Source organism: Nocardia sp. bgisy118, assembly GCF_057708605.1.
This window is the reverse complement of record NZ_JBYISM010000006.1, coordinates 39,245-65,555: the sequence shown is the minus strand read 5'-3', so window position 1 is coordinate 65,555 and position 26,311 is coordinate 39,245. Positions and strand designations below refer to the sequence as shown.

Annotated in this window: 25 protein-coding genes; 17 read left to right on the top strand and 8 right to left on the bottom strand. The window is 67.8% G+C overall.

The features are described 5' to 3' along the window. Window positions 1-104 precede the first annotated feature (104 nt). Entirely contained in the window at window positions 105-332 is a 228-nt protein-coding gene (locus AC3EO7_RS09550) for a DUF3107 domain-containing protein (RefSeq protein ID WP_431967869.1), read from the top strand. A 90-nt stretch (window positions 333-422) separates the two neighbouring features. On the opposite strand, the gene fasR is transcribed toward AC3EO7_RS09550, so the two are convergent. Next, a complete protein-coding gene (gene fasR / locus AC3EO7_RS09545; protein WP_431967871.1) occupies window positions 423-1,112 on the bottom strand; it encodes an HTH-type transcriptional activator FasR in 690 nt (229 codons plus the stop codon). A 576-nt stretch (window positions 1,113-1,688) separates the two neighbouring features. Between fasR and AC3EO7_RS09540 the strand changes: the two genes are divergently transcribed. From AC3EO7_RS09540 to AC3EO7_RS09510, 7 genes are all read left to right on the top strand, one after another. Then, the gene (locus AC3EO7_RS09540; protein ID WP_435591094.1) at window positions 1,689-2,681 is read left to right on the top strand and encodes a DUF3152 domain-containing protein; all 993 of its coding nucleotides are present in this window, start codon (window positions 1,689-1,691) and stop codon (window positions 2,679-2,681) included. A 95-nt stretch (window positions 2,682-2,776) separates the two neighbouring features. After that, window positions 2,777-3,961: an adenylyltransferase/sulfurtransferase MoeZ gene (gene moeZ, locus AC3EO7_RS09535; RefSeq protein ID WP_431967873.1), complete on the top strand. Its 1,185-nt coding sequence runs from the start codon at window positions 2,777-2,779 to the stop codon at window positions 3,959-3,961. A gap of 186 nt (window positions 3,962-4,147) precedes the next feature. Continuing rightward, window positions 4,148-4,999, top strand: a complete 852-nt coding sequence (locus tag AC3EO7_RS09530; RefSeq protein WP_431967875.1) for a TIGR02569 family protein — start codon at window positions 4,148-4,150, stop codon at window positions 4,997-4,999. 190 nt (window positions 5,000-5,189) lie between these two features. Further along, a complete protein-coding gene (locus AC3EO7_RS09525; RefSeq protein WP_435591007.1) occupies window positions 5,190-6,107 on the top strand; it encodes an SCO2523 family variant P-loop protein in 918 nt (305 codons plus the stop codon). A gap of 28 nt (window positions 6,108-6,135) precedes the next feature. Then, a complete protein-coding gene (locus AC3EO7_RS09520) occupies window positions 6,136-7,152 on the top strand; it encodes an SCO2522 family protein (RefSeq protein WP_431967879.1) in 1,017 nt (338 codons plus the stop codon). A 57-nt stretch (window positions 7,153-7,209) separates the two neighbouring features. Then, window positions 7,210-8,439, top strand: coding sequence for a GNAT family N-acetyltransferase (locus AC3EO7_RS09515; protein ID WP_431967881.1), 1,230 nt, complete (start codon window positions 7,210-7,212; stop codon window positions 8,437-8,439). A 20-nt stretch (window positions 8,440-8,459) separates the two neighbouring features. Further along, window positions 8,460-9,446, top strand: coding sequence for an SCO2521 family protein (locus AC3EO7_RS09510; protein ID WP_435591006.1), 987 nt, complete (start codon window positions 8,460-8,462; stop codon window positions 9,444-9,446). A gap of 10 nt (window positions 9,447-9,456) precedes the next feature. Here the strand turns inward: AC3EO7_RS09510 and AC3EO7_RS09505 are convergent, their stop codons facing one another. The 3 genes from AC3EO7_RS09505 to AC3EO7_RS09495 all read right to left on the bottom strand — a co-directional run bounded on the left by AC3EO7_RS09505 (window position 9,457) and on the right by AC3EO7_RS09495 (window position 12,978). Then, window positions 9,457-10,323: a hypothetical protein gene (locus tag AC3EO7_RS09505; protein ID WP_435591005.1), complete on the bottom strand. Its 867-nt coding sequence runs from the start codon at window positions 10,321-10,323 to the stop codon at window positions 9,457-9,459. A 248-nt stretch (window positions 10,324-10,571) separates the two neighbouring features. Beyond that, complete coding sequence (locus AC3EO7_RS09500; protein ID WP_431967887.1) at window positions 10,572-12,050, bottom strand: MFS transporter; 1,479 nt, start codon at window positions 12,048-12,050, stop codon at window positions 10,572-10,574. A gap of 256 nt (window positions 12,051-12,306) precedes the next feature. Then, window positions 12,307-12,978: a FadR/GntR family transcriptional regulator gene (locus AC3EO7_RS09495; protein ID WP_431967889.1), complete on the bottom strand. Its 672-nt coding sequence runs from the start codon at window positions 12,976-12,978 to the stop codon at window positions 12,307-12,309. A 65-nt stretch (window positions 12,979-13,043) separates the two neighbouring features. Between AC3EO7_RS09495 and AC3EO7_RS09490 the strand changes: the two genes are divergently transcribed. The 6 genes from AC3EO7_RS09490 to AC3EO7_RS09465 all read left to right on the top strand — a co-directional run bounded on the left by AC3EO7_RS09490 (window position 13,044) and on the right by AC3EO7_RS09465 (window position 21,079). Continuing rightward, entirely contained in the window at window positions 13,044-14,303 is a 1,260-nt protein-coding gene (locus tag AC3EO7_RS09490; protein ID WP_435591004.1) for a CynX/NimT family MFS transporter, read from the top strand. Between the two features lie 262 nt (window positions 14,304-14,565). After that, the gene (locus AC3EO7_RS09485; RefSeq protein WP_435591003.1) at window positions 14,566-16,023 is read left to right on the top strand and encodes a nitrate/nitrite transporter; all 1,458 of its coding nucleotides are present in this window, start codon (window positions 14,566-14,568) and stop codon (window positions 16,021-16,023) included. Between the two features lie 28 nt (window positions 16,024-16,051). Then, complete coding sequence (gene nirB / locus AC3EO7_RS09480; RefSeq protein ID WP_435591002.1) at window positions 16,052-18,592, top strand: nitrite reductase large subunit NirB; 2,541 nt, start codon at window positions 16,052-16,054, stop codon at window positions 18,590-18,592. Window positions 18,593-18,656: 64 nt separating this feature from the next. Next, a complete protein-coding gene (nirD, locus tag AC3EO7_RS09475) occupies window positions 18,657-19,052 on the top strand; it encodes a nitrite reductase small subunit NirD (RefSeq protein ID WP_431968005.1) in 396 nt (131 codons plus the stop codon). A 6-nt stretch (window positions 19,053-19,058) separates the two neighbouring features. Continuing rightward, on the top strand, window positions 19,059-20,303 hold the full coding sequence (locus tag AC3EO7_RS09470; protein WP_431967897.1) for a uroporphyrinogen-III synthase: 1,245 nt from the start codon (window positions 19,059-19,061) through the stop codon (window positions 20,301-20,303). Further along, window positions 20,300-21,079, top strand: a complete 780-nt coding sequence (locus AC3EO7_RS09465) for a sirohydrochlorin chelatase (RefSeq protein ID WP_431967899.1) — start codon at window positions 20,300-20,302, stop codon at window positions 21,077-21,079. The genes AC3EO7_RS09470 and AC3EO7_RS09465 overlap by 4 nt, the downstream gene beginning before the upstream one ends. A 168-nt stretch (window positions 21,080-21,247) precedes the next feature. Here AC3EO7_RS09465 and AC3EO7_RS09460 read toward each other — a convergent pair whose 3' ends face one another. Next, on the bottom strand, window positions 21,248-21,526 hold the full coding sequence (locus tag AC3EO7_RS09460) for a hypothetical protein (protein WP_431967901.1): 279 nt from the start codon (window positions 21,524-21,526) through the stop codon (window positions 21,248-21,250). A 10-nt stretch (window positions 21,527-21,536) separates the two neighbouring features. On the opposite strand from AC3EO7_RS09460, the gene AC3EO7_RS09455 reads away from it, so the two are divergent. The 3 genes from AC3EO7_RS09455 to AC3EO7_RS09445 all read left to right on the top strand — a co-directional run bounded on the left by AC3EO7_RS09455 (window position 21,537) and on the right by AC3EO7_RS09445 (window position 23,015). Continuing rightward, the gene (locus AC3EO7_RS09455) at window positions 21,537-21,872 is read left to right on the top strand and encodes a TfoX/Sxy family protein (protein WP_431967903.1); all 336 of its coding nucleotides are present in this window, start codon (window positions 21,537-21,539) and stop codon (window positions 21,870-21,872) included. A gap of 136 nt (window positions 21,873-22,008) precedes the next feature. Then, the gene (locus tag AC3EO7_RS09450) at window positions 22,009-22,455 is read left to right on the top strand and encodes a cupin domain-containing protein (protein ID WP_435591001.1); all 447 of its coding nucleotides are present in this window, start codon (window positions 22,009-22,011) and stop codon (window positions 22,453-22,455) included. 107 nt (window positions 22,456-22,562) lie between these two features. After that, window positions 22,563-23,015, top strand: coding sequence for a VOC family protein (locus tag AC3EO7_RS09445; protein ID WP_431967907.1), 453 nt, complete (start codon window positions 22,563-22,565; stop codon window positions 23,013-23,015). 73 nt (window positions 23,016-23,088) lie between these two features. Here AC3EO7_RS09445 and narI read toward each other — a convergent pair whose 3' ends face one another. Genes narI through narH form a run of 3 tightly spaced genes read right to left on the bottom strand, consistent with a single transcriptional unit; the run spans window position 23,089 to window position 26,311 of the window. Continuing rightward, window positions 23,089-23,847 carry a respiratory nitrate reductase subunit gamma gene (narI, locus tag AC3EO7_RS09440; protein ID WP_431967909.1) on the bottom strand — a complete coding sequence of 253 codons (759 nt, stop codon included), beginning with the start codon at window positions 23,845-23,847 and terminating at the stop codon, window positions 23,089-23,091. After that, window positions 23,844-24,524 (bottom strand): nitrate reductase molybdenum cofactor assembly chaperone, encoded by a 681-nt coding sequence (narJ, locus tag AC3EO7_RS09435; protein ID WP_431967911.1) that lies wholly within the window; start codon window positions 24,522-24,524, stop codon window positions 23,844-23,846. The genes narI and narJ overlap by 4 nt, the downstream gene beginning before the upstream one ends. Then, on the bottom strand, window positions 24,521-26,311 hold the full coding sequence (gene narH, locus AC3EO7_RS09430; RefSeq protein ID WP_435591000.1) for a nitrate reductase subunit beta: 1,791 nt from the start codon (window positions 26,309-26,311) through the stop codon (window positions 24,521-24,523). The genes narJ and narH overlap by 4 nt, the downstream gene beginning before the upstream one ends.

Genomic DNA, 26,311 nt, shown 5'->3' with positions numbered 1-26,311 from the left:
CCGCGCAGCCGTTGCCCTGCACTAGCCTTGGACCGGACAGCAAGAGCGCACGGGCGGACGCGACGTCCGACCGCCGCACAGGACTCTAGGTTCGGAGGTTGGCCGTGGAGGTCAAGATCGGTATTTCGGATAGCCCGCGCGAGCTCGTGATCAACAGTGGGCAGACTCCGGAAGAGGTCGAGGCGATGGTGTCCGAGGCGCTGAGCGGCGCGGGCGGCGTTGTGGCGCTCACCGATGACAAGGGCCGCAAGTTCCTGATCCAGGCCTCGAAGGTCGCCTACGTGGAGATCGGCACCGCGACCAGCGGCCGGGTCGGTTTCGCCGCCGTCTGACGACAGAGCAACGAGCCCTCGGATTCCCGGTCATCGACCGGGAATCCGAGGGCTCGTTCGCGTTCGCTGCGTGGTGGACCGCGCCGCCGATCAGAAGCGCTGGGAGTTGCCCGAGTAGTCGATCGGATGCAGCGGGACGTGCGACAGACCGCCCCAGGCCAGCGCGACGGTGGTGTCGACGGCCTCGTCCTTGGGGATCGGGCGGTCCGCCTCCAGCCAGTAGCGCGCGGTGAACTGGCTCGTGCCGACCAAGCCGACGGCCAGGATGCGCGCACGGTAGGGATCCAGGCCGGAGTCGTGCGCGACCAGGTCGAAGACGGCGTCCACGCATGCCTCGGTGGCCTGCTCGACCCGGCGCTGCACCTGCGGTTCGCTGGTCAGGTCGGATTCGAAGACCAGCCGGAAGCCCTGCATCTCGTTGTCGACGAAATCGAAGTAGGCCTGCACGGCGGCGCGCACGCGCTGGCGGTTGTCGGTGGTGGAGCGCAGCGCCTGTCGCACGCTCGACACCAGCATGTCGACATAGTTCTGCAGGACCGCGAGGTACAGCTCCAGCTTGCTGGTGAAGTGCTGGTACAGCACCGGCTTGCTGACACCGGCGACCTGCGAGATCTCGTCCATGCCCGCCGCGTGATAGCCGCGGAGCACGAACACCTCGCTCGCCGCGTGGAGTAGCTGCTGCCGCCGTTCGTCGCGCGGCAACCGCGTACCGCGTTTCGCCGGCACCATGGCCTCGGACGACATTCTGCGGGACGTCATCCGGTCCACGAGCTCTGTCATTTCGGCTCTCCCAGTCGATTCCCCGGCAAAAGGGGTTGTGCACCGGGTATCCAAAGAACGATACCCGGTTGTAGCTCACAAGCCGATCGGGGCCGTCGATCTCGTCAACCGATGAGACGTGGCGCACACCAGGAACGCGGTCATTCCGGCGCACGCGCGGGCGGATCGGCGCGGATCGGCCGCGTATCGCGCCTACCCCCGGTCAGGACGCACTCGACCGGCTGTCGTCGGCTCTGTGAGAACCTGTCTTATGTGACCCTGCGTGCAAACGGGGATCGGGCACGCGATTCCGGCCCGTCCATCGTCTCCGGCGGCGGGCGCGATGCGCTCGGCCCCGCTGGCTCCGGGTCGCCCGATTCCGTAGTCTCTGGACCCGTGGCAAGGTCCGGTCCCGAATCGCGTTCGGGTGCGGCTGCCCGATCGGGCGCTGTACCGCGGTCCGGGATCGCAGGTCGGCCCGGCCGATCCAGACCCGAGCGCGGGAGCCGCATCGACCCGTGGCCGCGGAAACCCGACGGCGACGAGGCGGAAACCGCGCCGACACCCCTGCCGCCACGTGACGCCAACGGCGTCGAGATCTACGACCCTCTCGGTCTCTACCCGGGCGCCGCCAACCGCTCCCACCAGCCCCTGCGGGCACGCTGGGATCCCACGGCGCCCGATCCGAATCGCGCCCGCGGACCACGACCCGAGCGCAACACCAAGAAGCAGAGCGCCCTCGGTCGTTTCGTCTCCACCTACGGCTGGCGCGCGTACGCACTTCCCGTGCTGTTCGTGGTCACCGTGCTGGTGATCGTCGACGCGGTGCGCGGCGGCGCGGGCGGCCCTGGTTCGAGCGTGGCCCCCAGTTTCGGACGGCTCAGTCCGCGCGCCGCGACCGCGGGCATCATCGGCGCACCGCCGGGAGACGGGCAGTTCCCCGCCGACCTGCCCACCGGTGCGCTGCCCGAGGGCGGCCCGTTCACCGAGAACGGCGTGGGCAACTGGCGGGTGGTCCCCGGCACCACCGCCGAGTTCGGCGCGGGCACCGAGTACCACTTCAGCTACACCGTCGAGATCGAGAACGGCGTCGACACCTCCGGCTTCGGCGGCGACGAGTCGGTGGCCAAGATGATCGACAGCACCCTGACCAATCCGAAGAGCTGGGCGAACGACAAGAAGTTCGCCTTCCGCCGCGTCGATCAGGGCAACCCGGATTTCCGGATCTCGCTCACCTCGCGCCAGACCACCAGGAAATCCTGCGGTTTCGACATCCCCATCGATTCCTCGTGCTTCAATGCCGACCTGGACCGGGTGGTGCTCTCCGAGGTGCGCTGGGTGCGCGGCGCGCTCGCCTTCGAAGGCGACATCGGCTCCTACCGGCAGTATCAGATCAACCACGAGGTCGGCCACGCCATCGGCTACCACCAGCATCAGCCGTGCGAGACCGACGGCGGCCTGGCGCCGATCATGATGCAGCAGACCTTCGGCACCAAGAACAACGACATCGCCGCGCTCGATCCCGACGGCCTTGTTCCGATGGACGGCAAACGCTGTCGCTTCAACCCCTGGCCGTACCCGCGCGGCTGATCGCGGACCCGGTGCGCGACGATAATGGGGAAGAACGGCTCGATCGTCGGCGTTGCACATCGCGATCGGCCAATTCGATTCGAGGAGTCCTGGACGTGTCATCACCGAAGTCCCTGCCGCCGCTGGTCGAGCCGGCTGCGGAACTGAGCAAGGACGAGATCGCCCGCTACAGCCGTCACCTGATCATTCCCGATGTGGGTGTGGACGGGCAGAAACGTCTGAAGAACGCCAAGGTGCTGGTGATCGGCGCGGGCGGCCTCGGCTCGCCTGCCCTGCTGTACCTGGCCGCCGCGGGTGTCGGCACGCTCGGGATCGTGGAGTTCGACGAGGTCGACTCCTCGAACCTGCAGCGCCAGATCATCCACGGCGAATCCGACATCGGCCGTCCGAAGGCCGACAGCGCGCGCGACTCCATCCTGGAGATCAACTCCGGCATCGACGTGCGGCTGCACAAGATCCGCCTGGAGCCGGAGAACGCGGTCGAGCTGTTCCGCGACTACGACCTGATCCTCGACGGCACCGACAACTTCGCGACCCGCTACCTGGTGAACGACGCCGCGGTGCTGGCGGGCAAGCCGTACGTGTGGGGTTCCATCTACCGTTTCGAAGGCCAGGTCTCGGTCTTCTGGGAGGACGCCCCCGATGGCCGCGGCCTGAACTACCGCGACCTCTACCCCGAGGCCCCACCGCCCGGCATGGTCCCGTCCTGCGCCGAGGGCGGCGTGCTCGGCGTGCTGTGCGCGTCCATCGGCTCGATCATGGTGACCGAGGCGATCAAGCTGATCACCGGCATCGGCGACCCGCTGCTCGGCAGGCTGATGGTCTACGACGCACTGGACATGAGCTACCGGACCATCAAGCTGCGCCGCGACCCGGAGCGCCAGCCGATCACCGAACTGATCGACTACGACGCGTTCTGCGGTGTGGTGTCCGACGAGGGCCAGGCCGCCGCGGCCGGGTCGACCATCACCGCGCGTGAGCTGAAGGAACTGCTCGACGCGGGCAAGGACATCGAGATCATCGACGTGCGCGAGCCGGTCGAATGGGACATCGTGCACATCGAGGGCGCGCGGCTCATCCCGAAGGACCGCATCCTGTCCGGTGAGGCGCTGTCCGAGCTGCCGCAGAACCGCCCGATCGTGCTGCACTGCAAGACCGGCATCCGGTCCGCCGAGGCGCTCGCGGTGCTGAAGAACGCGGGCTTCTCCGACGCCACCCACGTGCAGGGCGGCATCGTCGCCTGGGCCAACCAGGTCGACACCAGCCTGCCGGTGTACTAGGCGTACCTCCGCTCGCGCGCCGACGTCCGGCTCTTCGGCGCGCGGCGGGGTTCGCTTGGCGGACGCGCACGGGTGCGATACGACGGATAAGGGCCGTACAGGGCCTGGATCCGTGCGGTAGCCAGCTGCGCGCCCGGACCGGCGCGGCGTCCGAATCCGGCCCCTCACCGGCGGTACCGTACGGCCGTGACTTCTGTGGAACCCCCCGAGCACGTGCGCGCCACGTTCGGTCTGCGCGAAGTGACGCCGGTTTCGCTCGGAGACTGGGACGGCGGCTGGCGCTGCGGCAACGTGGTGCTGACCCCGGTCGCCGATCACGCGCGGGCGGCGTGGTCGGCCAAGATCCGCGAGACGCTGAAGGTCGACGGGTTGCGCGTCGCCCGTCCGGTGCGCGCCACCGACGGCCGCTACGTGGTCTCCGGCTGGCGCGCCGACACGTACCTGGAGGGCAGCCCCGAGCCGCGCCACGACGAGGTCGTCTCGATCTCGCTGCGCTTGCACCAGACGACCACGAAACTCGAGCGCCCGCGCTTCCTCGTGCAGCCGCCGATCGCGCCGTGGGTCGACGTGGACGTCTTCGTGGCCGCCGACCGCGCCGCCTGGGAGGCGGTACCGCTGCGCAGCCTGCGCGCGGGCGGCGCGATGCCGGCCACCTCGCCCGACGGCAGGCGCAGCATGGAACTCATCGGCCAGCTGGCCACCCTGCGCAAGCCGGTGCAGACCCCCGCCCAGCTGGTGCACGGCGACCTGTTCGGCACCGTCCTCTTCGCGGGCGCCCACACGCCGGGCCTCACCGACATCACCCCCTACTGGCGCCCGGTCGCCTGGGCCGCGGGCGTCATCGTCATCGACGCCCTCTCCTGGGGCGGCGCCGACGACGGCCTGGTCGACCGCTGGTCCGACCTCCCCGAATGGCCCCAGATGCTACTGCGCGCCGTCATGTTCCGCTTGGCCGTGCACGCCTTGCATCCCCGCTCCACACCCGAGGCATTTCCCGGGCTGGCCCGCACCGCCGATATGGTCCGGCTGATGCTCTGACCGGTACCGGTTTTCGCCGCAATCCGACAGCGACTCAAAAGCCAATCGGCGGAGCGCGATTGGCGGAATGCCGCCCGCGTCGCGTGATATCTTGCGCAGCAAGCGTTGGCGCCGCGCCCGTTCTGCGATGATCGATGCCGCGACCGATCGCCCACGGCGAACCAGGATGCGGCAAGGGGGTGCTGAGCCGATGATCGTGATCGCCACATCGGACAAAGGCGGTACCGGGAGGTCGGTCAGCAGTGGCAATCTCGCGTATCGGCTGAGCACGGCCGGACAGAGTGTCGCCTACCTCGATTTCGATTTCGGTGCGCCCACCGCGGGCGCGATCTTCGAAATCGGTTCGGCACAACGCGGGGTCTCGGGTGGCGCCGGGCTGCATTCATATCTGCTGGGGCGCAACACAACTGCCGCACAGATCGACGTCTACGCGGCCACCGATCGGGTAACGCTGCGCAAACAACGCCACCGGCGCGGTCGATTGGTGTTGCTGCCGGGCGACGAGGGCGGCGGCCAACTGGCGCGCGCCGATCAGCACGACGCGATCACGCGATGCGCCGCATTGCTGCTCGAGCTGCAGCATGCGTTTCAGACCTGCATCATCGACCTGAGCGGCGGCCGGTCGATCGCGATGGAAGTGGTTCTGCGCGCGACCGCCCTGCCGCAAATGCGCGAGTCCCGCATGCGTTGGATCGTGTTCCACAGATGGACGCGCCAGCACATCGTGGCGACGAGCGGCTTGGTCCACGGACCGCACGGGCTGCTGGAAAGCGGTGCGGCCTACGGCCACGATCCGACGAAACTGCTGGAGTCGATCCGCTATGTGCGAACGCTTGTTCCAGCGGCAAACGAGCTCGGCGCTACGACTGCGGCCAGCGCTGTGTGGATACAGGAACAAAACCACGGCTTGAAACGGCTGGCGTCGACCGCGCGGCTCGGCGCGTCCGTGGTGCTCGGCGAAATTCCCTTCGATTCGCTGTTGCAGTGGCGCGAGCAGATCATTCTGGATGCCGACGTCGCCGCCGGTCTCGCGAAGGGCGAGACAGTGGACGCTTTCCAGCAGCTGGGTCGTCGACTGTTCGACGACGCCACCTGGGAAACGCTGTGAGCAGTTCACGGACAGGAGTTCGACACTCGTGAACGACATCGAAGGCTACACGGAGGCCGCCGAGCGGATCCGGGTCGCGGAGGTTCCGCTCTCGCACCTGTCCATCGAGGTCGGGCACTTCTACATGACCGACTTCGACAACGGCGCGGAACACATTCGGGCGGAATTCCGCCGGCTGGCTCCGCTGGTCGGCGCCTTCACCGCTTTCGCGCGGCGAGACTTCGGCCCGCGGGCACGGGTGAGTACCTGTTTCCTGATCGATGACTACTTCCGTCCGGACGCGGACCCCGCGAGGATCCTCGAGCTGCTGCTGGGCGCGGCGGACGAATGCGGAGTCGCGATCGATTATCTGGCACGCGAGTCCGCCTGCTGGGAGGCCCCGGTCGGTACCCCGGAATCGGCGAGCGCCGAGCGAATTCCGTTGGCGGAGATGGTCGCCGCACGCATCGTCGCCGAGCCCCCGCGGAACTCCACGGGCAGCAGGCCGCCGACAGCCGAATCCGGTTGGCTGTGCAACGGAGTGCGCTCCTCGGACGACGAGCCCGGCGAGGCGATGCATCATGCCGGTCCGTACCGCCCGCCGGAGGAGTTCGGCCGACGGGAGCATTCGATCTTCCTCGACGTCCAGATGTGGAGCAGGGACAACAGCCGAGGCAACGGCGGTGATTCGCGGATCCGGTGGTCGTGCCCCTTCCTCGCGTCGATCTGGCAGCTGTTGCGGCTGGGCATGCTGCGCTACGAAGGCGCGGCCGTCGTCGATCCGCAGCCGTGGCGATGGGAGGACGGGTGGCCGAAGGAGTGGCGGGAGCTTCCTGCGGTGATCCAGCTCAATCCGGCGGCGAAGCCGTTCGCGGCCTATCGGACGCTCTCGCTGCTGCCGCAGCGCTATCTCGGAATCGAGCACGCGGTGCAGGTCATTCTCGACCACGTCGATGTGGATCCGGAAGTCACCGAACAGATCACCCGGCGCGGGTTGGCCGACGGAATCACGGTGCCGCGCAGGGTTGCCGAGCGGATTTCGCACACGATGCTCGGCCCATGGTGATCCCATTGTGGTGTCGCGCTTGGTGTTCGTATCGGTGACCGAACGAGGGGAGTAGTCATGAGGACGATTCGGATCGCGGACGAGAACGACATCGCCACCCTGGACGCGCTGGACGCCCTGTGTTTTCCGCCGGGGGATGTCGACAGGGAGCCTGCTTCCGGCGACGAGCTTCGCGACGGGGTTTCGGGGAGAAGGGTTTTCGTCGCCGAGGACGATATCGGCATCATCGGCTTCATCCACTTCGAGCGCCCCTCGCCGAGTCACATCTACATCAGCTCGCTCGCGGTACATCCGGATCGCCGTCACCGGGGCATCGGCGCTCTTCTCCTCGACCATCTGATGCAGCGGCTGCGCGGATCCGAAAACGGGCGCCTGCCGTCGATCTCGACGGTCACCAGTCCACGGAATTATCCGATGCTGCGACTCTTGTTCTCGCGCAAGTTCGTTGCTCGTACCATGATGCGCGGATATTTCGGGCCGGGGCGAGACCGCGTCTATTGCCAGTACAAGCTGCGAATCGACTACGTGGATCCGGACGAGCGTTACCTGGTGCCGATCGAGGCGGAGGGGCATGTCGATCGACTCCTGTCGGACGAGAACTATGTGATCACCGCGATAGTCGAGCTGCCGTCCGGCTCTGCCTTCGAATTCTGCCGATTCGATCGGGACGATCTGGCAGGCCTGGAATCGGACGAGACATCGACGAGTGTCACTTTCGCGGGAACGATTCTCGCCGCGATCACCTTCGTGCTCGGTTTCTCGCTCTCCTCGAACAACTTTCCCAATCTGGCCAAGGCGCTGCTGCTCGGTTCCACGCTCGCCACGACGATGGCGCTGGTCGTCTACACCAACGCCGCGGGCGAGATCGCGCGGCTGCGTTCCCATATGTTCGAATTGCATATGCGGACCGGGAATGTCTTGTCCGAGTACGGGGGCGTGTATCCATTCCTGATATCCCTGCCGATCGCGTTCGAGCACGCGACGGATTCGTTGCCCGCGGGTCTGGCCGCGTCCGCCTTCTTCGTCGTGAGTCTGGCCTTGTACGAACGGTCGAGATTCTCGATATCGTCGAGATTCCAGCAGAGCATCACCACCAGACTGCTGTTGCTGATTACGGTGACCGGCCCGGTGACCGGTGTGCTCGCGATCCGCTCGGAGATCGGCTCCTGGGTATGGACCGTCGGCACCTTCCTGGTGCTCGCGCTGCTCTCGCTGATCTTCCTCACGCGGCGCACCGGCGAACAGCGTCGCGTCAATCCGAACGATCACTGGGATGTGCGTGATTGACCGTGCCGACGCCTGAATTCGTGTCCGATCCGCAGACCCGGCCGCTGGTCGTTCTCGGGGAAGTGCGGACCTGCCTGGTGCCCGACTCGGCAGCATTGAGCCAGGGTGTCGTCCAAGATCTGCTCGCCTTGGTTCCGGGACGGCGCGTGGTGTCTCGTTCGCGCCCGGTGGCTCTGGCGAGCTCGCCGAGCACCGCGGTCGGCGTGGACTGCCGGCTGGCGACCGCCTCTGGCACGACCCTGCGCGCGGTGGGGACGGCGGCCGCCAAGGCGGTAGTGGTCGGCGGCAGGGTGCTGCAGAGCTCGGTCCATACCGGGGTGGTCCGGTCCTTCAGCACCCGCAGGCAGGCATGGTCGCACTATCTGGGGCGAGCCGGTGTGACCGAGGTGCTGACGCGAGTGTCCGATGGCGACCGGGTCGGCGCCGACCTGGTCGAGGCGGTCATGCTCTCGGGCGTACCGCCGCCGGAGACGCTCGATCTGGGATCGATCAGCGAGCACCTGCTGCGGCGGGTTCGGATGAACGCGGCATTGGACCAACGTGTCCCCTTCGTGGCCGAGACGACGAGGCTGCGCTGGGCCGCACGGGTCGTGCCCGATGCGCAGCCGAGCCTGCGGTTCCTGCTCGACGACGAGGCAAGGCGGTGCGCGATCGTCACGGTGGGTGACGAGCGTGAACTGGCCGTGGTACCGCGGTTCTGCGAGGATCTCGCGCTCCACGATTGGCTGCTCACCGTCGTCGGCGCCGAGATCGAGCGAGCGGATCTGCTGACACACAACGGCTCCGAATCGGTGAAGATCGTGGCGACGATGCTCGAGCACGTCGTGCATCTCTGGCTGCCCGGCGCGCACTCGCCCGCGGCATTGCGGGGCGTATGGCGCCAGCTGGAATCGGACCCGGGATTCTCTCGCCAATGGGAATCGCGGATCTACCAGCTCCGCGATCGGCTGTCCGTGGCGACCCTGTCCGCGCTGTACCAGGCGGACCTGAGCAGAACGAACTGGTAGCGCGGCGGGATCACAGCCTGAACCATCGTCGGACCAACAGCGCGAAGAAGACCGAAGTGGCAACGACGCTCAGCCAGGATTCGAACACCAAGAGGGCCCGCCCGGACGAACCGAGCGTTTCCTGATCGTCGGCGCCGAGCGGCGCAAGCGCGCTGACCACGCACAGACGCAGCGCCGTGGTGAGCGAAACGCCCTCGATCGCGACGAGGGCCACGGTGCTGAGGATCAGCACGACACCGATCCAGCCGAGCAGCCGGAACGGGCGAAAACCATAGCCGCACAAGAGATCTGCGGCACGCCCCGCAGTGCGCTGCCACCACGGATAGATTCTTGTCGTCCGTATTCTCGCACTGGCCAGTTCGCAGCGGTCCTGCGCATCGCGATCCTCGTTCACGCCGTACAGCCAGGCGGCGCGGCGGAACGCCATGCGCGCGTGCGCGGGCAGCAAGGCACCGCTCAGCGCGCTTCCGAGGCGCTCATAGGTCTGGGCCAGCCGCTCCCGCTGTACGTGGCTCAAGCTGAGCGGCCCGCGAAATTCGGTCTCCGCCGCCACCAGCGCTTCGATGACCTCACCGAGGAGGCTTCCGGTCGTTTCGTCGTCGGCGTCCGATGGCCGTTCGAAGACAGCGGTATAGAGATGCTGAAAAGTCAGGCTGTCGCCGCGTCGCCGGACGCCGGGTGGCTCGTAGCTCACGAGGATGTTTTCCACATGGGCATACAAGTCTTCGAGAATTCGTTCCTCTGCACCGACGGCCCGTGGCGCCGACTCGCGAAAGCGCTCGACCTCGACCGAGTAGGCGTCAGCGTGGCGCGCGATCCTGGTCGTCATCGACGCGACGAACGGCGAGATCGCCGTTCGGCCCACGTCATCGTCCATGATCGGGCTCCCCAGAATCGAAACGACTCGGATGGTCGTCGCTGTCGACCATAGCAACGGAATTCGCCGACGAAGCCGAAACTTTCACGATTACGCGCGATGGTGCGAGCACGGCAATGCCGAATGCCGCTGGGAGGCCCTTGTTCCCAGCGGCATTCGGGGGCTCGGCAGCCCGGAGGGGGTTTCGGGCTGCCAGACCCGGACCGGTATTCGGGGTTCGGGTTCGAATACCGGACGTCGGTTGCGGTTTACACCTTCGCGTAGGCCAGCGAGGGGACGCGGCCGATGGCGAAGGAGGACCGCAGGTAGAAGAACCAGGTGACGGTCGCCATCACGAGGAAGGCCACCGCGTAGGTCCAGAAGGCGGGCGCCATGCTGCCGAAGTTGATGTTGGACAGGCGAAGCGCCTGCTGCAGCAGGTAGCCTCCGGAGGCGCCGACCGCGCCGATGACGCCGATCGCCGCGCCCGCCTGTCGCTTCGCCGACGCCGCGGCTTCGGCGATGTCCAGGCCGTGCTCGGAGGCGTACTTCTTGGCCTCCGCGCTGAAGATGGACGGGATCATCCGGTAGGTGGAGCCGTTGCCGATGCCGGTGAGGATGAACAGCGCGAGGAAGGCGGTCAGGTAGAGCGGGAAGCTCTTCAGCTCCAGCGCCGCCATGATCCCGGCGACCGCGACGGACATGCCGCAGAAGACGAACAGGGTCATCTTGGCGCCGCCGACCTTGTCGGAGATCCATCCGCCGAACGGACGGCTGAACGAGCCGACCAGGGCGCCGAGGAAGGCCAGGTTGCCCAGCGTGGTGATCCAGCTGATCTTGGCCAGGTCGGGGAAGTTCGCCTTGATGAGGGTGGGGAAGGCGAAGGAGAACCCGATGAAGGAGCCGAAGGTGCCGATGTAGAGGAACGACATCACCCAGGTGTGCCGGTTGGTGAGCGCCAGCTTGTAGGACTTGCCGTCGGACTTGGCGGTGCTGATGCTGTCCATGTAGCGCAGCGCGCCGAAGGTGGCGATCAGGATGAACGGCACCCAGACCAGCACCGAGAGCGTGATGCCGAAGCGGTAGCCCGCCGGATCCTTGGCCGTGAGATGGGTGCCGAGGGTGATCAGCAGCGGCAGCACCAGCTGGGTCTGCGCGACACCGAGATTGCCGCCCGCGGCGTTGATGCCGAGGGCCGCGCCCTTCTTCCCCTCCGGGAAGAAGAACGAGATGTTGGCCATCGACGAGGAGAAGTTGCCGCCGCCGAAGCCGGCCAGCGCCGCGAGCACCATGAACACCCACATCGGCGTGCCCGGCTGGTTCACGAAGTAGGCCAGGCCGAGCGTCGGGATGAGCAGCATGGCCGCGCTGAAGGCGGTGAAGGCGCGCCCGCCGAATTTCGGAATGGCGAAGGTGTACGGAATGCGCAGTGCCGCACCGACGAGCGTCGGGGTGGAGGTGAGCAGCAGGGCGTTGCTGACCGCGGTGGGGTTACCCTTGCCGAGTCCGGCGAGGAAGTCGAAGCCGGCGGCGCCCATGCTGGTGACCACCGTGCCCCAGATGACCCACACGCTGAAGCCGAGATTCTCGGCGAATACCGAGAAGATCAGGTTTTTGCGCGCGGTCAGTTTTCCGCCCGACTCCCAGAATTTCGTGTTGTCCGGTTCCCAGTGCTCCAGCCAGCGGCCACGCTTCTGGTGGCTGAACGATTCCGACTGCTGGCCGGTGGCAGCAACTGTGGCAGTCATCGGCTTCCTCTCGATCTGTCTCGACCGACCCTCATCGCGGCAATCGTCGCGCCGTTGCGACGTTGTTCGTCTCGGGACGCCCCTCCATTCGACAGAGGGGCCGTCGAGTTGCCTTGTACGGTCGAGACAAAGGTAGAAGCCGGTTGTTGCGAGCCAATGGCGTTCCGTGACGTTCCGGGCAAATCCGACTCACATGGGGGAAGAGCCCTCGGTGACCGGTTGGTTACCTGGTCGCCTGCTCTAGAACCGGTTGGAACTATCGGGCGTCCGGGTATTCCGCGATGAGCGAGCCGAGGAAGCAGCGCGCGGCCTGCGCGGCGCGATCGGCGTCGCCGTCGACGACGGCTTGCACCAATTCATTGTGCTCCGCGTCGTAGGAATCGTCGGATTTCGAAGTCCGCGAGCGGATCACCTGTTCGATGGTGGGCAGCAGCGAGTCGTAGAACTCGAGGTACACCGCGTTGTGGCTGGCGACCACGATCGCGCGGTGCAGCGCCACGTCGGCGGCGATGGCGGTGCGGGTGTCCTCGTCCCAGTGGAGGCTGCGTTCCTCTAGCAAACTGCGCAGGTTCGCGATGTCGGCGTCGTCGCGACGGCGCGCCGCCAGCGCGGCGGCGGTGGTGTCGAGGGCCAAGCGCAATTCGAGGACGTCGCGCTCCTCGGCGTCGGCGAAGTACTTGCCGAGCGTGCCACCGACTTCCGAGGCGGCGATCACATAGGTGCCCGAGCCTTGGCGTCGTTCCAGCATGCCGGCGTGCACTAGCGCCTGGACGGCCTCGCGCACCGTATTTCGACCCGTCCCGGTGAGCTCGGTGAGCTCCGGTTCGGTCGGGATGCGGGAGCCGATAGCCCAACGGCCGGAACGAATTTCGGCACGCAGCTGTTCGGTTACCTGGGCGATGAGGCTGGTGCGCCGGACGGGTTGCACCGGAACAGAGTACCGCCCGTCACAAATTGTTGCCGCCAATCATAGGGTCATACTATGATTTTTCGGTGACAGCGACCCTTCCGGACACCGCGACCCGCCACGAATCCGCCGCCCCCGAGCTGCGCGAGCGCGCGCTCGTCGAGGGCAGGCTGCTCGTCCTCACCGCGATCGTGATGTCCGCACTGGTCCTGCGAGTCGCCGTCACCGCGTTCAGCCCCCTGGCCGAACGGATCGGCGCCGACATCGGTTACTCGACCGCCGTCGTCGGCGTGTTCGGCATGATCCCGACCGCGATGTTCGCCCTCTCGGGCCTGCTGACGCCGCTGCTGGTGCGCCGCATCGGCCTGGAGCGCACCGCGCTGACCGCGATGCTGATGGCGGGCCTCGGCATGCTGATCCGGGCCTCGGTGCACGGCACCGCCGAACTGCTGATCTTCTCCGCGCTCGCGCTCGGCGGCATGGGCATCGGCAACGTGGTGATCCCGCCGCTGGTCAAGCGGTACTTCCCGGACCGGCTCGCGATGATCAGCTCGCTCTACATCACCATGGTGCAGCTGGGCACGGTGGTGCCCGCCCTGATCGCCGTGCCGGTGGCCGAGGCGCACGGCTGGCGGATCTCGGTCGGCCTGTGGGCGCTGCTCGGTTTCGCCGCCGCAGTGCCCTGGCTCGGGGTGCTGCGCGCCCGGCGCGGCCGCGACCTGGCCGACAGCACCGGCGTGGGTGCGGACCACAACGAGCCCGCAGGGCAGGTCTGGCGTTCGCCGGTCGCGTGGGGGATGGCGGGCATGTTCGGCATGACCTCGCTGACCACCTACGCGATCTTCGCGTGGCTGCCCACGATCCTGAGCGAAGCGGGCGCGAGCGCCGCGTTCGGCGGCACCATGGTCGGTCTGTTCGCCCTCGTCGGGTTGGTGGCCGCGCTCTCGGCACCGACCCTGGTCGCGCGTTTCCGTAATCCTTTCCCCGTCGTCGTGGTCTGCGCGGCTCTGTTCTTCGTCGCCTTCGCAGGTCTGCTGATCGCGCCGATGAGCGCGCCGGTGCTGTGGGTGCTGATCCTCGGCCTCGGCCCGAGCGCCTTCCCGATGGCGCTCACCCTCATCAATCTGCGCACCAGAACCCCGCGCGGCTCGGCGGCGCTGTCCGGATTCACCCAGGGCGTCGGTTACGCGGTGGCGTGTGCGGGACCGTTGCTGTTCGGCATGCTGCACTCGGCGACGGGTGGCTGGCTCGCGCCTTTCGCGATGCTGAGCGTCGCGGTGCTGATCTTGCTCGCGGGCGCTTGGCAGGCGTGCAAACCACGCATGCTCGAGGACAGCTGGGCTTGACCGCCCGCGACTCGCCTCATTCGAGTTGCGGGTCGGCACGACGCAGCGCATGCTGTGCGCGTCACACCTCACCGGCCGCTGTGCGCGAGATCGGCTGTTTGTCACCCGTGGAAACCCTTATGTCACACGGGTGAAACATTCGGTTGAAACTCACCCCGATATCCGGGTAATCGTGAGCAACCGTTGATTTGACGGTCATTTCCCGCAGCATTTCGGCAATACCTGTTTCCTACCGTTGGGGCCAACCGATTTTGGGAGGCCCTTGTTGAGCACGCTGACGCGTAACCACAACATCGAGCACTGGGATGCCGAAGACGTCGCGGCCTGGGAGGCGGGCGGCAAGGACATCGCCAAGCGCAACCTGATCTGGTCGGTCTTCGCCGAGCATGTCGGTTTCTCGGTCTGGTCGATCTGGTCGGTGATGGTGCTGTTCATGCCCACCGACAAGTACGGCATCGACCCCGCGGGCAAGTTCTTCCTCGTCGCGATGCCGACGCTGGTCGGCGCGTTCCTGCGGATCCCCTACACCGTGGCCACCGCCCGGTTCGGCGGACGCAACTGGACGATCTTCAGCGCCTTGATGCTGCTGGTCCCGACGCTGTTGACGCTGTACTTCATCAACCAGCCGGGCACGTCCTACACCACCTTCATGGTCGTGGCGGCGTTCGCGGGCTTCGGCGGCGGCAACTTCGCCTCCTCGATGACCAACATCAATGCCTTCTACCCGCAGCGGCTCAAGGGCTGGGCCCTCGGCCTGAACGCGGGCGGCGGCAACATCGGCGTTCCGGTCATCCAGCTGCTCGGCCTGCTGGTCATCGCGACGCTCGGCAACGGCTACGCCTCGCTGATCTGCGCGATCTACCTGGTGCTCGTCGCGCTGGCCGGTGTCGGCGCCGCGCTCTACATGGACAACCTGAAGAACCAGAAGGCCGACCTGTCCTACATGATCACGGCGCTGAAGGTGCCGCAGTCCTGGGCGATCGCCTTCCTCTACATCGGCACCTTCGGTTCGTTCATCGGCTACAGCTTCGCCTTCGGCCAGATCCTGCAGATCAGCTTCAAGGCGGGCGGCGACACCGCCGCGCAGGCCGCGCTGCACGCCGCGCAGATCGCCTTCATCGGCCCGCTGCTCGGTTCGCTGGCCCGCCCGTACGGCGGCAAGTGGGCCGACCGGATCGGCGGCAGCAAGGTCAGCATGTACGTCTTCGGCGCCATGATGGCCGCCGCGCTGCTGGTCGGCCTGGCCAGCACGGCCGCCGACGGCAACAAGGGCGTCGCCACCGGCGCCGTGATGACCGTGCTCGTCATCGGCTTCATCGCCCTGTTCGTGCTCTCCGGCATCGGCAACGGCGCGGTCACCAAGATCATCCCGTCGGTGTTCGACGCCAAGTCCAAGAGCCTGGACGCCGGCCCGGCCGAGCAGGCCGCCTGGTCGCAGAACACCTCCGGCGCGCTCATCGGCTTCGTCGGCGCCATCGGCGCGCTCGGCGGCGTCGGCATCAACCTGGTGCTGCGCACCTCCTATGCCTCGACCAACTCGGCCACCGCCGCCTTCTGGGTGTTCATGGTCTTCTACGTGGCCTGCGCCACGGTGACCTATCTGGTCTTCCTCCGCCGTCCCACCATGGCCGCCGACACCGACGTCGTGCACGAGGCCGAGGCGCTGGTCCTCGAAGCCGAGGCCGCCGCAACCAAGTCCAACTCGTCGGCTCGCGCCTGACGCCCGAACCATTCCCAGGGAGGTCACCATGAACCCCACAGTCGATCCCGCCCAGCGCAAGACCGCGGTGGTCGTCGGCCACGGTATGGTCGGGCACCGTTTCGTCGAGGCACTGCGCTCGCGCGACGAGGCCGACCAGTGGCAGATCGTCGTCCTCAGCGAGGAGCAACTGCCCGCCTACGACCGCGTCGGCCTGTCCTCCTACGTCGGCACCTGGGACGCGAGCGCGCTCGCGCTGCCGGGCAACGAGTACGCCGGTGACGCGCTGGTGGAGCTGCGCCTCGGCCAGCGCGCCGAGACCATCGACCGCGAGGCGCGCAAGGTCGTCACCTCGGCGGGCGACACCATCGCCTACGACGCGCTGGTGCTGGCCACCGGTTCCTACGCCTTCGTGCCGCCGGTGCCGGGCCACGATCTGGATGGCTGCTTCGTCTACCGCACCATCGAGGATCTGGACGGCATCCGGGCCGCCGCCGAAGCGGCGGGCCCCGGCGCGATCGGCGTGGTGGTCGGCGGCGGTCTGCTCGGCCTGGAGGCGGCCAACGCGCTGCGCCTGCTCGGTATGACCCCGCACGTCATCGAATACAACGACCGGCTGATGCCCGCGCAGGTCGACGCGGGCGGCGGCGCGATCCTGGAGCGCTTGGTCACCGACCTCGGCCTGAACGTGCACACCGGCGTCGGCACCCAGGCGATCGAGGCCGTGGGCGAGAGCAAGCTGAAGCTGACCCTCTCCGACGAGTCGGTCATCGAGGACGCCTCGCTCGTGGTGTTCTCCGCGGGCATCCGTCCGCGCGACCAGATCGCCCGCGACGCGGGCATCGAAGTCGGTCCGCGCGGCGGCATCATCACCGACCTGGGCCTGCAGACCTCGGACCCGAACATCTGGGCCATCGGCGAGTGCGCCGCGGTCGAGGGCATCTGCTACGGCCTGGTCGCCCCCGGTTACAGCACCGCCGAGGTGGTCGCCGACCGGCTGCTCGGCGGCGCGGGCGAATTCCCCGGCGCCGACATGTCCACCAAGCTGAAGCTGCTCGGCGTCGACGTGGCCAGCTTCGGTGACGCGCACGGCACCACCGAGGGCGCGCTGTCGGTCGTGCTGCACGACGCGGCCAAGGGCACCTACGCCAAGCTCGTCGTCTCCGACGACGCCCAGATCCTGCTCGGCGGCATCCTGGTCGGCGACGCCTCCGCATACTCGGCCCTGCGTCCGCTGGTGGGCCGCCCGCTGCCCGCCGATCCCGCCTCGCTGATCTCCCCGGCGGGCGCGGAACTCGGCGCGGACGCCCTGCCCGACGACGCGCAGATCTGTTCCTGCAACAACGTCAGCAAGGGCGCGATCTGCGGCGCGATCGCCGAAGGCGCCTGCGATGTGCCCGCCATCAAGAGCTGCACCAACGCGGGCACCTCCTGCGGTGGCTGCGTGCCGATGCTCAAGAAGCTGCTCGAGCAGTCCGGCGTCGAGGTCTCCAAGTCGCTGTGCGAGCACTTCACCCAGTCGCGCGCCGAGCTGTTCCAGATCGTCCAGGTCACCGGTATCCGCACCTTCTCGGGCCTGATCGCCAAGTACGGCAAGGGAACCGGCTGCGACATCTGCAAGCCGACCGTCGCCTCCATCCTGGCCTCCACCTCGAGCGATCACATCCTCGACGGCGAGCAGGCCGCGCTGCAGGACACCAACGACCACTTCCTGGCCAACCTGCAGAAGAACGGCACCTACTCGGTGGTGCCGCGGATGCCGGGCGGCGAGGTCACCGCCGAGCAGCTGATCACCATCGGCGAGGTGGCCAAGGAGTTCGGCCTCTACGTCAAGGTCACCGGCGGCCAGCGCATCGACCTGTTCGGCGCGCGCGTCGAGCAGCTGCCGAAGATCTGGCAGCGCCTGGTGGACGCGGGCATGGAATCCGGCCACGCGTACGGCAAGTCGCTGCGCACCGTCAAGAGCTGCGTCGGCTCCACCTGGTGCCGTTACGGTCAGCAGGATTCGGTCGGCATGGCCGTGCTGCTCGAAAAGCGTTACCGTGGACTGCGTTCCCCGCACAAGCTGAAGCTGGCCGTCTCCGGCTGCGCCCGCGAATGCGCCGAGGCGCGCGGCAAGGACGTCGGCGTGATCGCCACCGAGCACGGCTGGAACCTCTACGTCGGCGGCAACGGCGGTCTGACCCCGAAGCACGCGGTGCTGCTCGCCGGTGACCTCGACGACGAGACGCTGATCAAGTACATCGACCGCTACCTGATGTTCTACATCCGCACCGCCGACCGGCTGCAGCGCACCGCGCCGTGGCAGGAGGCGCTCGAGGGTGGCCTGGACTACCTCAAGGCGGTCGTCTGCGAGGACAGCCTCGGCATCGCCGACGAGCTGGAGGCCGCTATGGCCAAGCACGTCGACGGATATAAGGACGAGTGGGCCGCAGTGCTCGACGACGAGGAGAAGCTCTCGCGCTTCGTCTCCTTCGTCAACGCGCCGGAAGAGTCCGACCCGACCATCTCGTTCGACGACAGCGGCGAGCGCAAAGTGCCGGTGCTGTTGGGTGTGCCACAAATGCCGGCCGCCACGCACGGGAAATAACGTCTTAACCGTGTGGAAACAGGACGCCGGTACCAATGAGTATGGCGTTCGGAGGAGGAACCCGATGACCGTGATCGATACACCCAGCATCTCGCCAGCTACGGCCACCGGTTGGACGCAGGCATGCCGACTCGACTATTTGATCCCCGGCCGCGGCGTTGCGGTGTTGCTGAAGGGTGGCCAGCAGGCCGCTCTGTTTCGACTGACCGACGGCAGCGTCTACGCCGTCGGCAATATCGATCCGTTCGGTCGCGCGGCCGTCATGTCGCGCGGGATCGTCGGTGATCGCGGCGGCGTGCCCGTCGTGGCCTCGCCGCTGCTGAAGCAGGCGTTCTCGTTGCTCGACGGGCGATGCCTGGACGACGAATCGGCGGCGCTGCCGGTGTACGCGGTGCGTGTCGACGACAGCATCGTTTCGGTTTCCAACGAGCCGGCGGCGCTCGACTCCTCGGACGGGTGAACATCCATGACGACAACTGAGGCGGGCGCCTGTCTCGCCGGATTCACGGTGGGCATCACGGCGGCGCGGCGGGCCGAGGAGTTCGCCACCCTGCTGGTCAGAAGGGGCGCCACCGTCGTGTCGGCGCCCGCCATCCGGATCATTCCGCTGGCCGACGACAACGAATTGGAGCGGGTCACCCGGACGCTGGTCGCCGAGCCGCCGCAGATCACCGTGGCCACCACCGGCATCGGTTTCCGCGGCTGGATGGAGGCGGCCGAAGGCTGGGGTCTGGCCGAAGACCTGCGCAGCACGCTGGCCGCCACCCGCATGCTGGCCCGCGGCCCGAAGGCCAAGGGCGCCATCCGCGCCGCGGAACTGCGCGAGGAATGGTCGCCCGCCTCCGAATCCTCCGCCGAGGTGCTCGATCACCTGCTGGCCGAGGGCGTGGAGGGCGTGCGGATCGCGGTGCAGCTGCACGGCGCCACCACCGAGTGGGAGCCGGTCCCCGACTTCTGCGAGGTATTGCGTTGCGCCGGAGCGGATGTCGTTCCGGTGCCGGTGTACCGCTGGACTCCGCCCGCCGATCAGGGTCCGATGGACCAGCTGATCGAGGCGATCGTCACCGCGAGCCTGGACTGCGTGACCTTCACCAGCGCTCCCGCCGTGGCGTCGATGTTGATGCGCGCCAAGGAAACCGGACTGTTGGAGGGTGTGCTGCACGCCCTGCGCGGCCGGGTGCTCGCGGCGTGTGTCGGGCCGATCACCGCTGCGCCGCTGGAAGAGCTCGGCGTGCCGACCTCGATGCCGGGGCGTGCGCGGCTCGGCGCCCTGGCCAGGCACGTGGCCGAGGAACTGCCCAGGCGGGCCAACCGGATTCATGCCGCCGGACACAACATCAGCGTGCGCGGCGCCTGCGTCGTCGTCGACGGTCAGGTGCGTCAGCTGGCGCCCGCGCCGATGGCGCTGATGCGGTCGCTGGCTCGCCAGCCCGGTCGGGTGGTCTCCCGCGAGGACCTGCTCTCGGCGCTACCCGGCGGCGGTGACGACACGCACGCCGTGGAGACGGCGATCGCCCGGCTGCGGGCCGGGCTCGGCACGCCGAAGGCGATCCAGACCGTGGTCAAGCGCGGCTACCGGCTCGCCTTGGATCCGGCCGAGTGCACCGACAACAATCCGCGCCAGCTGCCGCCGACGCGGCCGCAGGGACCCGGTATCGGCGCGCCCGTGCGTGCTCCCAAATACGCCCCGCAAGCGATGGGAAGCTGGTGAGCACGCCGGCCCTGGTGCTGGTGGCGCACGGCACCCGAAGCACCAGGGGTGTGGAGATGATCGCCGCGCTTGCCGAGGCGGTCTCCCGTGAACTCGGTGCGGCGCAGGCTGTTCCGGAGCTGGGCGCCGCGATTTCGGGGCGCGGCGCCCACACCGGCGCGCCCGTCGTCCGCACCGCTTTCGTCGACGTGCTCGGCCCGTCGCCGTCGGAGGTGTTGCGCGACCTGAGCGGCGCGGCGGAATCCGTTCCCGCCGTAGTGGTTCCGGCCTTCCTCGCCTCCGGTTACCACGTCTACCAGGACGTGCCGCGCGAGGTCGCCGAGAGCGGCAACGACGCGGTGGCCGTCACCCCGGCCATGGGGCCGGACCCGGCGCTGGCCAGGATCATGGCGATGCGGTTGCGTGCGGCGGGCTGGCGGCCCGGTGACGCGGTCGTGTTCGCCGCGGCGGGCTCCTCGGATGCGCGTGCGCGCCACGATGTTCGGCGCGCGGCCGCGATGCTGGCCGAGCACCTCGACGCGCCGGTGCGCATCGGCTACGTCGCCACCGGCGCCCCCCGCGTCCCCGAGGTGGTCACGGATCTTCGTGCCTCCGGCGCGCGGCGAGTGTTCATCGCGTCCTACCTGCTCGCGCACGGCCTGTTCCAGCAGCGCCTGCACGACGCGGGCGCCGACGGCGTCGCCGAGCCCATCGGCGTGCACCCCGCGGTCGTCCGGCTCATCGCCGACCGCTACCGCGCAGCCGTCCTTGACCTGGCCAAAACCCGCGTACGCTGAGCACCGCCCCGGTCAGGGCCGCTGAGGGAGGCGGCCCTGACCGGGGATGCTTACGGCTCGGCCGACGTGTACTCCCCGCAGCCTCGCACCTGTCGCTGATGGCGTGAGGCGGCGGAAACTTCTGTGTCGTCAGAGGATTGGATACCGCCGAAGTACGGACGTCCGCGTTCAATACTCGAGTTCGGACCAGGGAATGCGAATCGGGAACGGGTGGTCGATATCGATCCCATCCGTGTCGCCAGGGATCCACTCGCCTGCCACGATGTAGTTGGTTCGCCGCAGCGGGCGGACGCCTTCGGGGAGTTGGCCCGGCGCGGTCTCCAGCACGTACGCGCGAATGCTGGCGATGCCGCGAGGGTCGCGCGCCAGCCGGACCTCCCAATACCACGGGATACCACTGCCCGCATATCGGGCTTTCTTGGCTTCGATGTCTGTCCCGAGGTCCACACTGTGACCCATGGCTTACGACGAGGAACTGGCCGAGCGGATCCGCGACCTGATCGAGCCCGGCCCTGACGTGACCGAGAAGAAGATGTTCGGCGGCCTCGCCTTCCTGATCGGCGGCAACATGGCGGTGGCGGCCAGCCGCCAGGGCGGACTGCTGGTCCGCATCGATCCCGCCGAGGGCGGCGCCTTGATCGACGACGACTCCGTGAAGCCCATGATCATGGGCGGCCGCGAAATGGACGGCTGGGTCCGCGTCACCGGCGCAGCGATCCACAACGACACCACCCTGCGCGAGTGGGTCGACCGCGGCGTCGGCTACGCCCGCTCCCTCCCGGCCAAGCGCTAGCCGATCGCCGTCTCGAGGTGCGCTTGTCACTGCGCGACGTTCCACTGATAGGGGCAATCTCGTTTCGAATCGGACAGTTTGGACGGATTCGTTGTCGGCCCTTCCGCGACTGTCGCGGGCTCGATACGCTGCGGCGATGATGCCCATTGTGCGCGGGGTCGTCGTGGTGGCGGCGCTCGGCGGGTCGCTGGTCGGGGTGGGGCGGGCGGAGGGTACGCCCGGGTCGGAGATCACGGCGGTCACCCTTGGGCAGGCGCAGATTCCGGCGGGGCTGTTGCCGTTCGTGGCGGGGACCGATCTGGTGGCTCGGGAGATCACGATCGGGCCGGGTGGGTCTACCGGGTGGCACTTTCACGACGGGCCGGTCTTCGGGTTCGTTCGATCCGGCACGCTCACTCATCCCGGGCCGGATTGTGTGGCGCCGGTGTATCGCGCCGGGGATTTCATCTACGAACCGGCGGGGGAGTGGAACGTGCACATCGGCCAGAATCTCGGGACGGAGCCGTTGGTTCTCGACGTCGTCTACGCTCCGCCGACGGGCGATCCCCTGTTCCGGGACGCGCCGGCTCGGGACTGCGCCTGAACCGCCGGAAAAAAATTCTCGAGATTTCCGCCGAAGTATGTCGAAGCCCTCGAATCGGCTCCGACCAACGGGTGACAGCAAGGTCAAACCATTCAAAGGAGCCCATCATGGCCGTCACCACCTTCTTCTGGTTCGAGTCCGAGGCCGAGCAGGCCGCCACCCGCTACGTCGAACTGGTGCCCCGCTCCCGCGTCACCGACATCACCCGCCACCCCGACGGCTCGGCCTTCGTGGTCTCCCTCGAACTCGACGGCCAGTCGGTCACATTCATGAACGGCGGCCCCGGCCACCCGCAGACCGACGCCGCCTCTATCCAGGTCACGGTCGACACCCAAGACGAGGTCGACCGCCTCTGGGACGCCCTCACCGACGGCGGCGCACCCGGCGAATGCGGCTGGCTCGTCGACCGCTACGGCATGCACTGGCAGGTCGTCCCCGCACCCCTCCTCGACCTGCTGTCCGGCACCGACCCGCCCAAAACCGCCGCCGTCGGCACCGCCCTGCGCACCATGTCCAAACTGGACCTGAAAGTCCTGCGCGACGCCTACGACAACGCCTGAGCTGCGAACGACTGTCCCCACCAAAAGAATTCGCCCCCACCCGATCGCGGTGGGGGCGAATTGGCATCGGAATTCAGCGCCAGCGGTCCGGGGTGACCGGGGCGTCCCAGGCGCGCGCGTAGCGGCGGGTGTCGGTGGCGTTGGGTTGCTTGTGGCGGTAGACGATGTAGGGGCGGGTGAGGTAGCCGACGGGGGCGCTGAACATGTGGACCAGGCGGGTGTAGGGCCACAGGGCGACCAAGGTCAGGACGACCAGCCCGTGGAGCTGGAACGGCCACGGGGTGTCGACCATCAGTTCCGGTTGCGGGTTCAGGGTGAACAGGCTGCGGAACCAGGGAGAGACGGTTTCGCGGTAGTTGTAGGTGCCGAACAGCAGGTTGGCGCCCCAGGTGTTCGTCAGGCCGGTGACCAGCGCGGCGGTGAGCAGGGCGTACATCAGCTTGTCGTTGGCGGTGGTGGCTTTGCGTACCGCGGTCACCGTGAACCGGCGGTAGAGCAGAATGCCGACACCGGCCAGCACGGAGAGCCCCGCCACCGAACCGGCGCCGACGGCGATCAGGTGATAGGTGTGGTCACTGATGCCGACCGCCGCGGTCCAGGACTCCGGGATCAGCACGCCGAGCACGTGCCCGAAGAACACGCCGAGCATGCCGAAGTGGAACAGGGGGCTGCCCAGCCGCAGCAGCTTGCTCTCGTAGATCTGCGAGGACCGGGTGGTCCAGCCGAACTGATCGTTGCGGTAGCGCCAGATGTGCCCGAGCACGAACGAGGTGAACGCGACGTACGGCAGGATCAGCCACAATTCGACGGGCAGGTGCAGGACGGCGTTCATCGACGGCCTTCCGATTGAGCGAACATCGTGGGGTCCATGGCGAAGGGCTCGAGGCCGACCTCTTCCTCCGGCGGTCCCTCGGCCGCGAGCTCGGCGATGCGCCGACGATCGGCCGTGGTGAGCGGCGGCAGCGTGGCCACCACCGCGGCCAGCGCTCCCGCGTACGGAGAACCGCTGTCGGACAACGAGAGTCGTAGCAATTCGATAACCGGAAGGTGCTCGCCGAGCAGGCGCTCACCACCGATCGGGTCCACCGTCGCGGCGAATTCGAGCAGCACGGGCAGGTGGTCGGGCAGTTCCTGATCCCCCAGCTCCACCCCGGCGTGCCGGTAGGCGTGCTTGAAACGCAGCAGCGCCATGCCCCGCTTGCGGGTGTCGCCGTAGGCGTAGAAGGTCAGGTGCAGGCTGGCGCGCCGCCGCAGGTCGAAGGTCGCCACGTAGTCGGCGGCCAGGTCGATCGGCGACGTCGTGCGCAGATGAGTCAGCAGTCCGGCCAGCTGCGGCCGCACCTCGTCGGGCAGTTGCTCTGCCGCACTGGACAATTGGTCCAGCATGGCGAGCGTCTCCCGGCTCGGGTAGTCGAGCAGCAGTGCGACCAGCCGCCACACCAGTCGGCGCTCGCGCTCGGCCATCCGCACGGCCGGCTCGGGCCGCCGCCGCAGCTTCAGCAGACTCATCGGGACGCCCCGCTAGACGTCGCGGACACGTCGGACGAACCGTTCCCGGCAGCGCCGTTACCGCCGTTCACGGCCTCTCCCGCGGCAGCGCCGTTGCTGCCGTTAGCTTTCGCGCCGTTGTGCCCGGCGCCGTTGGCTGCCGAGCCGTTCGATCCAGCGCCGTTGGACTCAGCACCATTTGACCCAGCGCCGTTCCCGGACGGAACCAACCCCGTGGTGCTCTTCCCGTCCCAGTTGAGCAGATTGATCCGGTTCGACTTCTCATCCGGTGCGGCGCCATTGGTGTCGGTCAGGTGGAACTTCTCCACCATCTGATCGAACGCCGTCATGCCCGGCCCGCCGTCGGTGTCCAGGCTGCACCCGGTGGCCAGCGAATCCAGTTCGTGCGCCTGCGAAGTCGCGCCCTGCGGGATCACGTAGCGGTGCTCGTACTTCGCGATGGCCAGCAGCCGGTAGAGCGACTCGATCTCCTCGGGCTCCAACCGCACCGACGGCGCGATCGAGGGGTCCGGCTCCTCGCCGAGATTCACCGACCGCATGAACGACCGCATGGCGGCGAGCCTTTGCAGCGAAGCCCGCACCGGACCGATCTCACCCGCGGTGAACAGTTCGGCCAGGTACTCCACCGGGATGCGCAGCGCGTCGATGGCGCCGAACAAGTTCGCGTGGTTCTCTCCGTCGTGCCCGGTCTCGGTGAGCACGTCCACCACCGGCGACAGCGGCGGCACGTACCAGACCATCGGCATGGTGCGGTATTCCGGATGCAGCGGCAGCGCGATCTGGTAGTCCACGATCAGCTTGTAGACCGGCGAATCCTGCGCCGCCTGAATCCATTCCGGCGAGATCCCGGCGCGCTCGGCCTCGGCGATCACCCGCGGGTCGTGCGGGTTGAGGAAGACGCCGAGCTGCGAGGGGTACAGATCCTTGGTGTCGGTGACCGACGCAGCCTCCTGCACCTTGTCCGCGTCGTAGAGCATGACGCCGATGTAGCGCAGCCGCCCGACGCAGGTCTCCGAGCACACCGTCGGGATGCCGACCTCGACACGCGGGTAGCAGAAGGTGCACTTCTCCGCTTTGCCCGTCTTGTGGTTGAAGTAGATCTTCTTGTACGGGCAGCCGGTGATGCACTGCCGCCAGCCGCGGCACTTGTCCTGGTCCACCAGCACGATGCCGTCCTCGGCGCGCTTGTAGATCGCGCCGGACGGGCAGGACGCCGCGCACGACGGGTTCAGGCAGTGCTCGCAGATGCGCGGCAGGTAGAACATGAAGGTCTCTTCGAACTCCAGTTTCACCTTGTCCGAGAGCCGGTTCAGCAGCGGGTCCTTGCCCACCTGCTCGGGGCCGGAGCCGAGGTCGTCGTCCCAGTTCGCGCCCCAGGTGACCTTCGTGTCCTCGCCGGTGATCAGCGATTTCGGCCGCGCCACCGGCGTGGTGTCGATGGCGGGGGAGGACAGCAGGTTGTCGTAGTCGTAGCTCCACGGGTCGTAGTAGTCCGACACGGTGGGCAGGTCCGGGTTGGCGAAGATATTGAGCAGCCGCTTCATTCGCGAACCGGACTTCAGGGTCAGCTTGCCGCGCTTGGTGAGCGTCCAGCCGCCCTTCCACTTCTCCTGGTCCTGGTACTGGCGCGGATAACCCTGTCCGGGACGGGTTTCCACGTTGTTGAACCAGACGTACTCGGTGCCGCCGCGGTTGGTCCACGCCTGCTTGCAGGTGACGCTGCAGGTGTGACAGCCGATGCACTTGTCCAGGTTCATCACCATGGCGAGCTGAGCCATGACACGCAT

What these genes read in the sequence shown, in the direction of transcription:
- AC3EO7_RS09445 (WP_431967907.1), top strand. Translation starts at nt 22,563, where the DNA reads ATGGCCGTCACCACCTTCTTCTGGTTCGAGTCCGAGGCCGAGCAGGCC.
- nirB (WP_435591002.1), top strand. Translation starts at nt 16,052, where the DNA reads ATGAACCCCACAGTCGATCCCGCCCAGCGCAAGACCGCGGTGGTCGTC.
- AC3EO7_RS09455 (WP_431967903.1), top strand. Translation starts at nt 21,537, where the DNA reads ATGGCTTACGACGAGGAACTGGCCGAGCGGATCCGCGACCTGATCGAG.
- narH (WP_435591000.1), bottom strand. Translation starts at nt 26,311, where the DNA reads ATGCGTGTCATGGCTCAGCTCGCCATGGTGATGAACCTGGACAAGTGC.
- narJ (WP_431967911.1), bottom strand. Translation starts at nt 24,524, where the DNA reads ATGAGTCTGCTGAAGCTGCGGCGGCGGCCCGAGCCGGCCGTGCGGATG.
- nirD (WP_431968005.1), top strand. Translation starts at nt 18,657, where the DNA reads ATGACCGTGATCGATACACCCAGCATCTCGCCAGCTACGGCCACCGGT.
- AC3EO7_RS09505 (WP_435591005.1), bottom strand. Translation starts at nt 10,323, where the DNA reads ATGGACGATGACGTGGGCCGAACGGCGATCTCGCCGTTCGTCGCGTCG.
- narI (WP_431967909.1), bottom strand. Translation starts at nt 23,847, where the DNA reads ATGAACGCCGTCCTGCACCTGCCCGTCGAATTGTGGCTGATCCTGCCG.
- AC3EO7_RS09470 (WP_431967897.1), top strand. Translation starts at nt 19,059, where the DNA reads ATGACGACAACTGAGGCGGGCGCCTGTCTCGCCGGATTCACGGTGGGC.
- fasR (WP_431967871.1), bottom strand. Translation starts at nt 1,112, where the DNA reads ATGACAGAGCTCGTGGACCGGATGACGTCCCGCAGAATGTCGTCCGAG.
- AC3EO7_RS09525 (WP_435591007.1), top strand. Translation starts at nt 5,190, where the DNA reads ATGATCGTGATCGCCACATCGGACAAAGGCGGTACCGGGAGGTCGGTC.
- AC3EO7_RS09515 (WP_431967881.1), top strand. Translation starts at nt 7,210, where the DNA reads ATGAGGACGATTCGGATCGCGGACGAGAACGACATCGCCACCCTGGAC.
- AC3EO7_RS09450 (WP_435591001.1), top strand. Translation starts at nt 22,009, where the DNA reads ATGATGCCCATTGTGCGCGGGGTCGTCGTGGTGGCGGCGCTCGGCGGG.
- AC3EO7_RS09500 (WP_431967887.1), bottom strand. Translation starts at nt 12,050, where the DNA reads ATGACTGCCACAGTTGCTGCCACCGGCCAGCAGTCGGAATCGTTCAGC.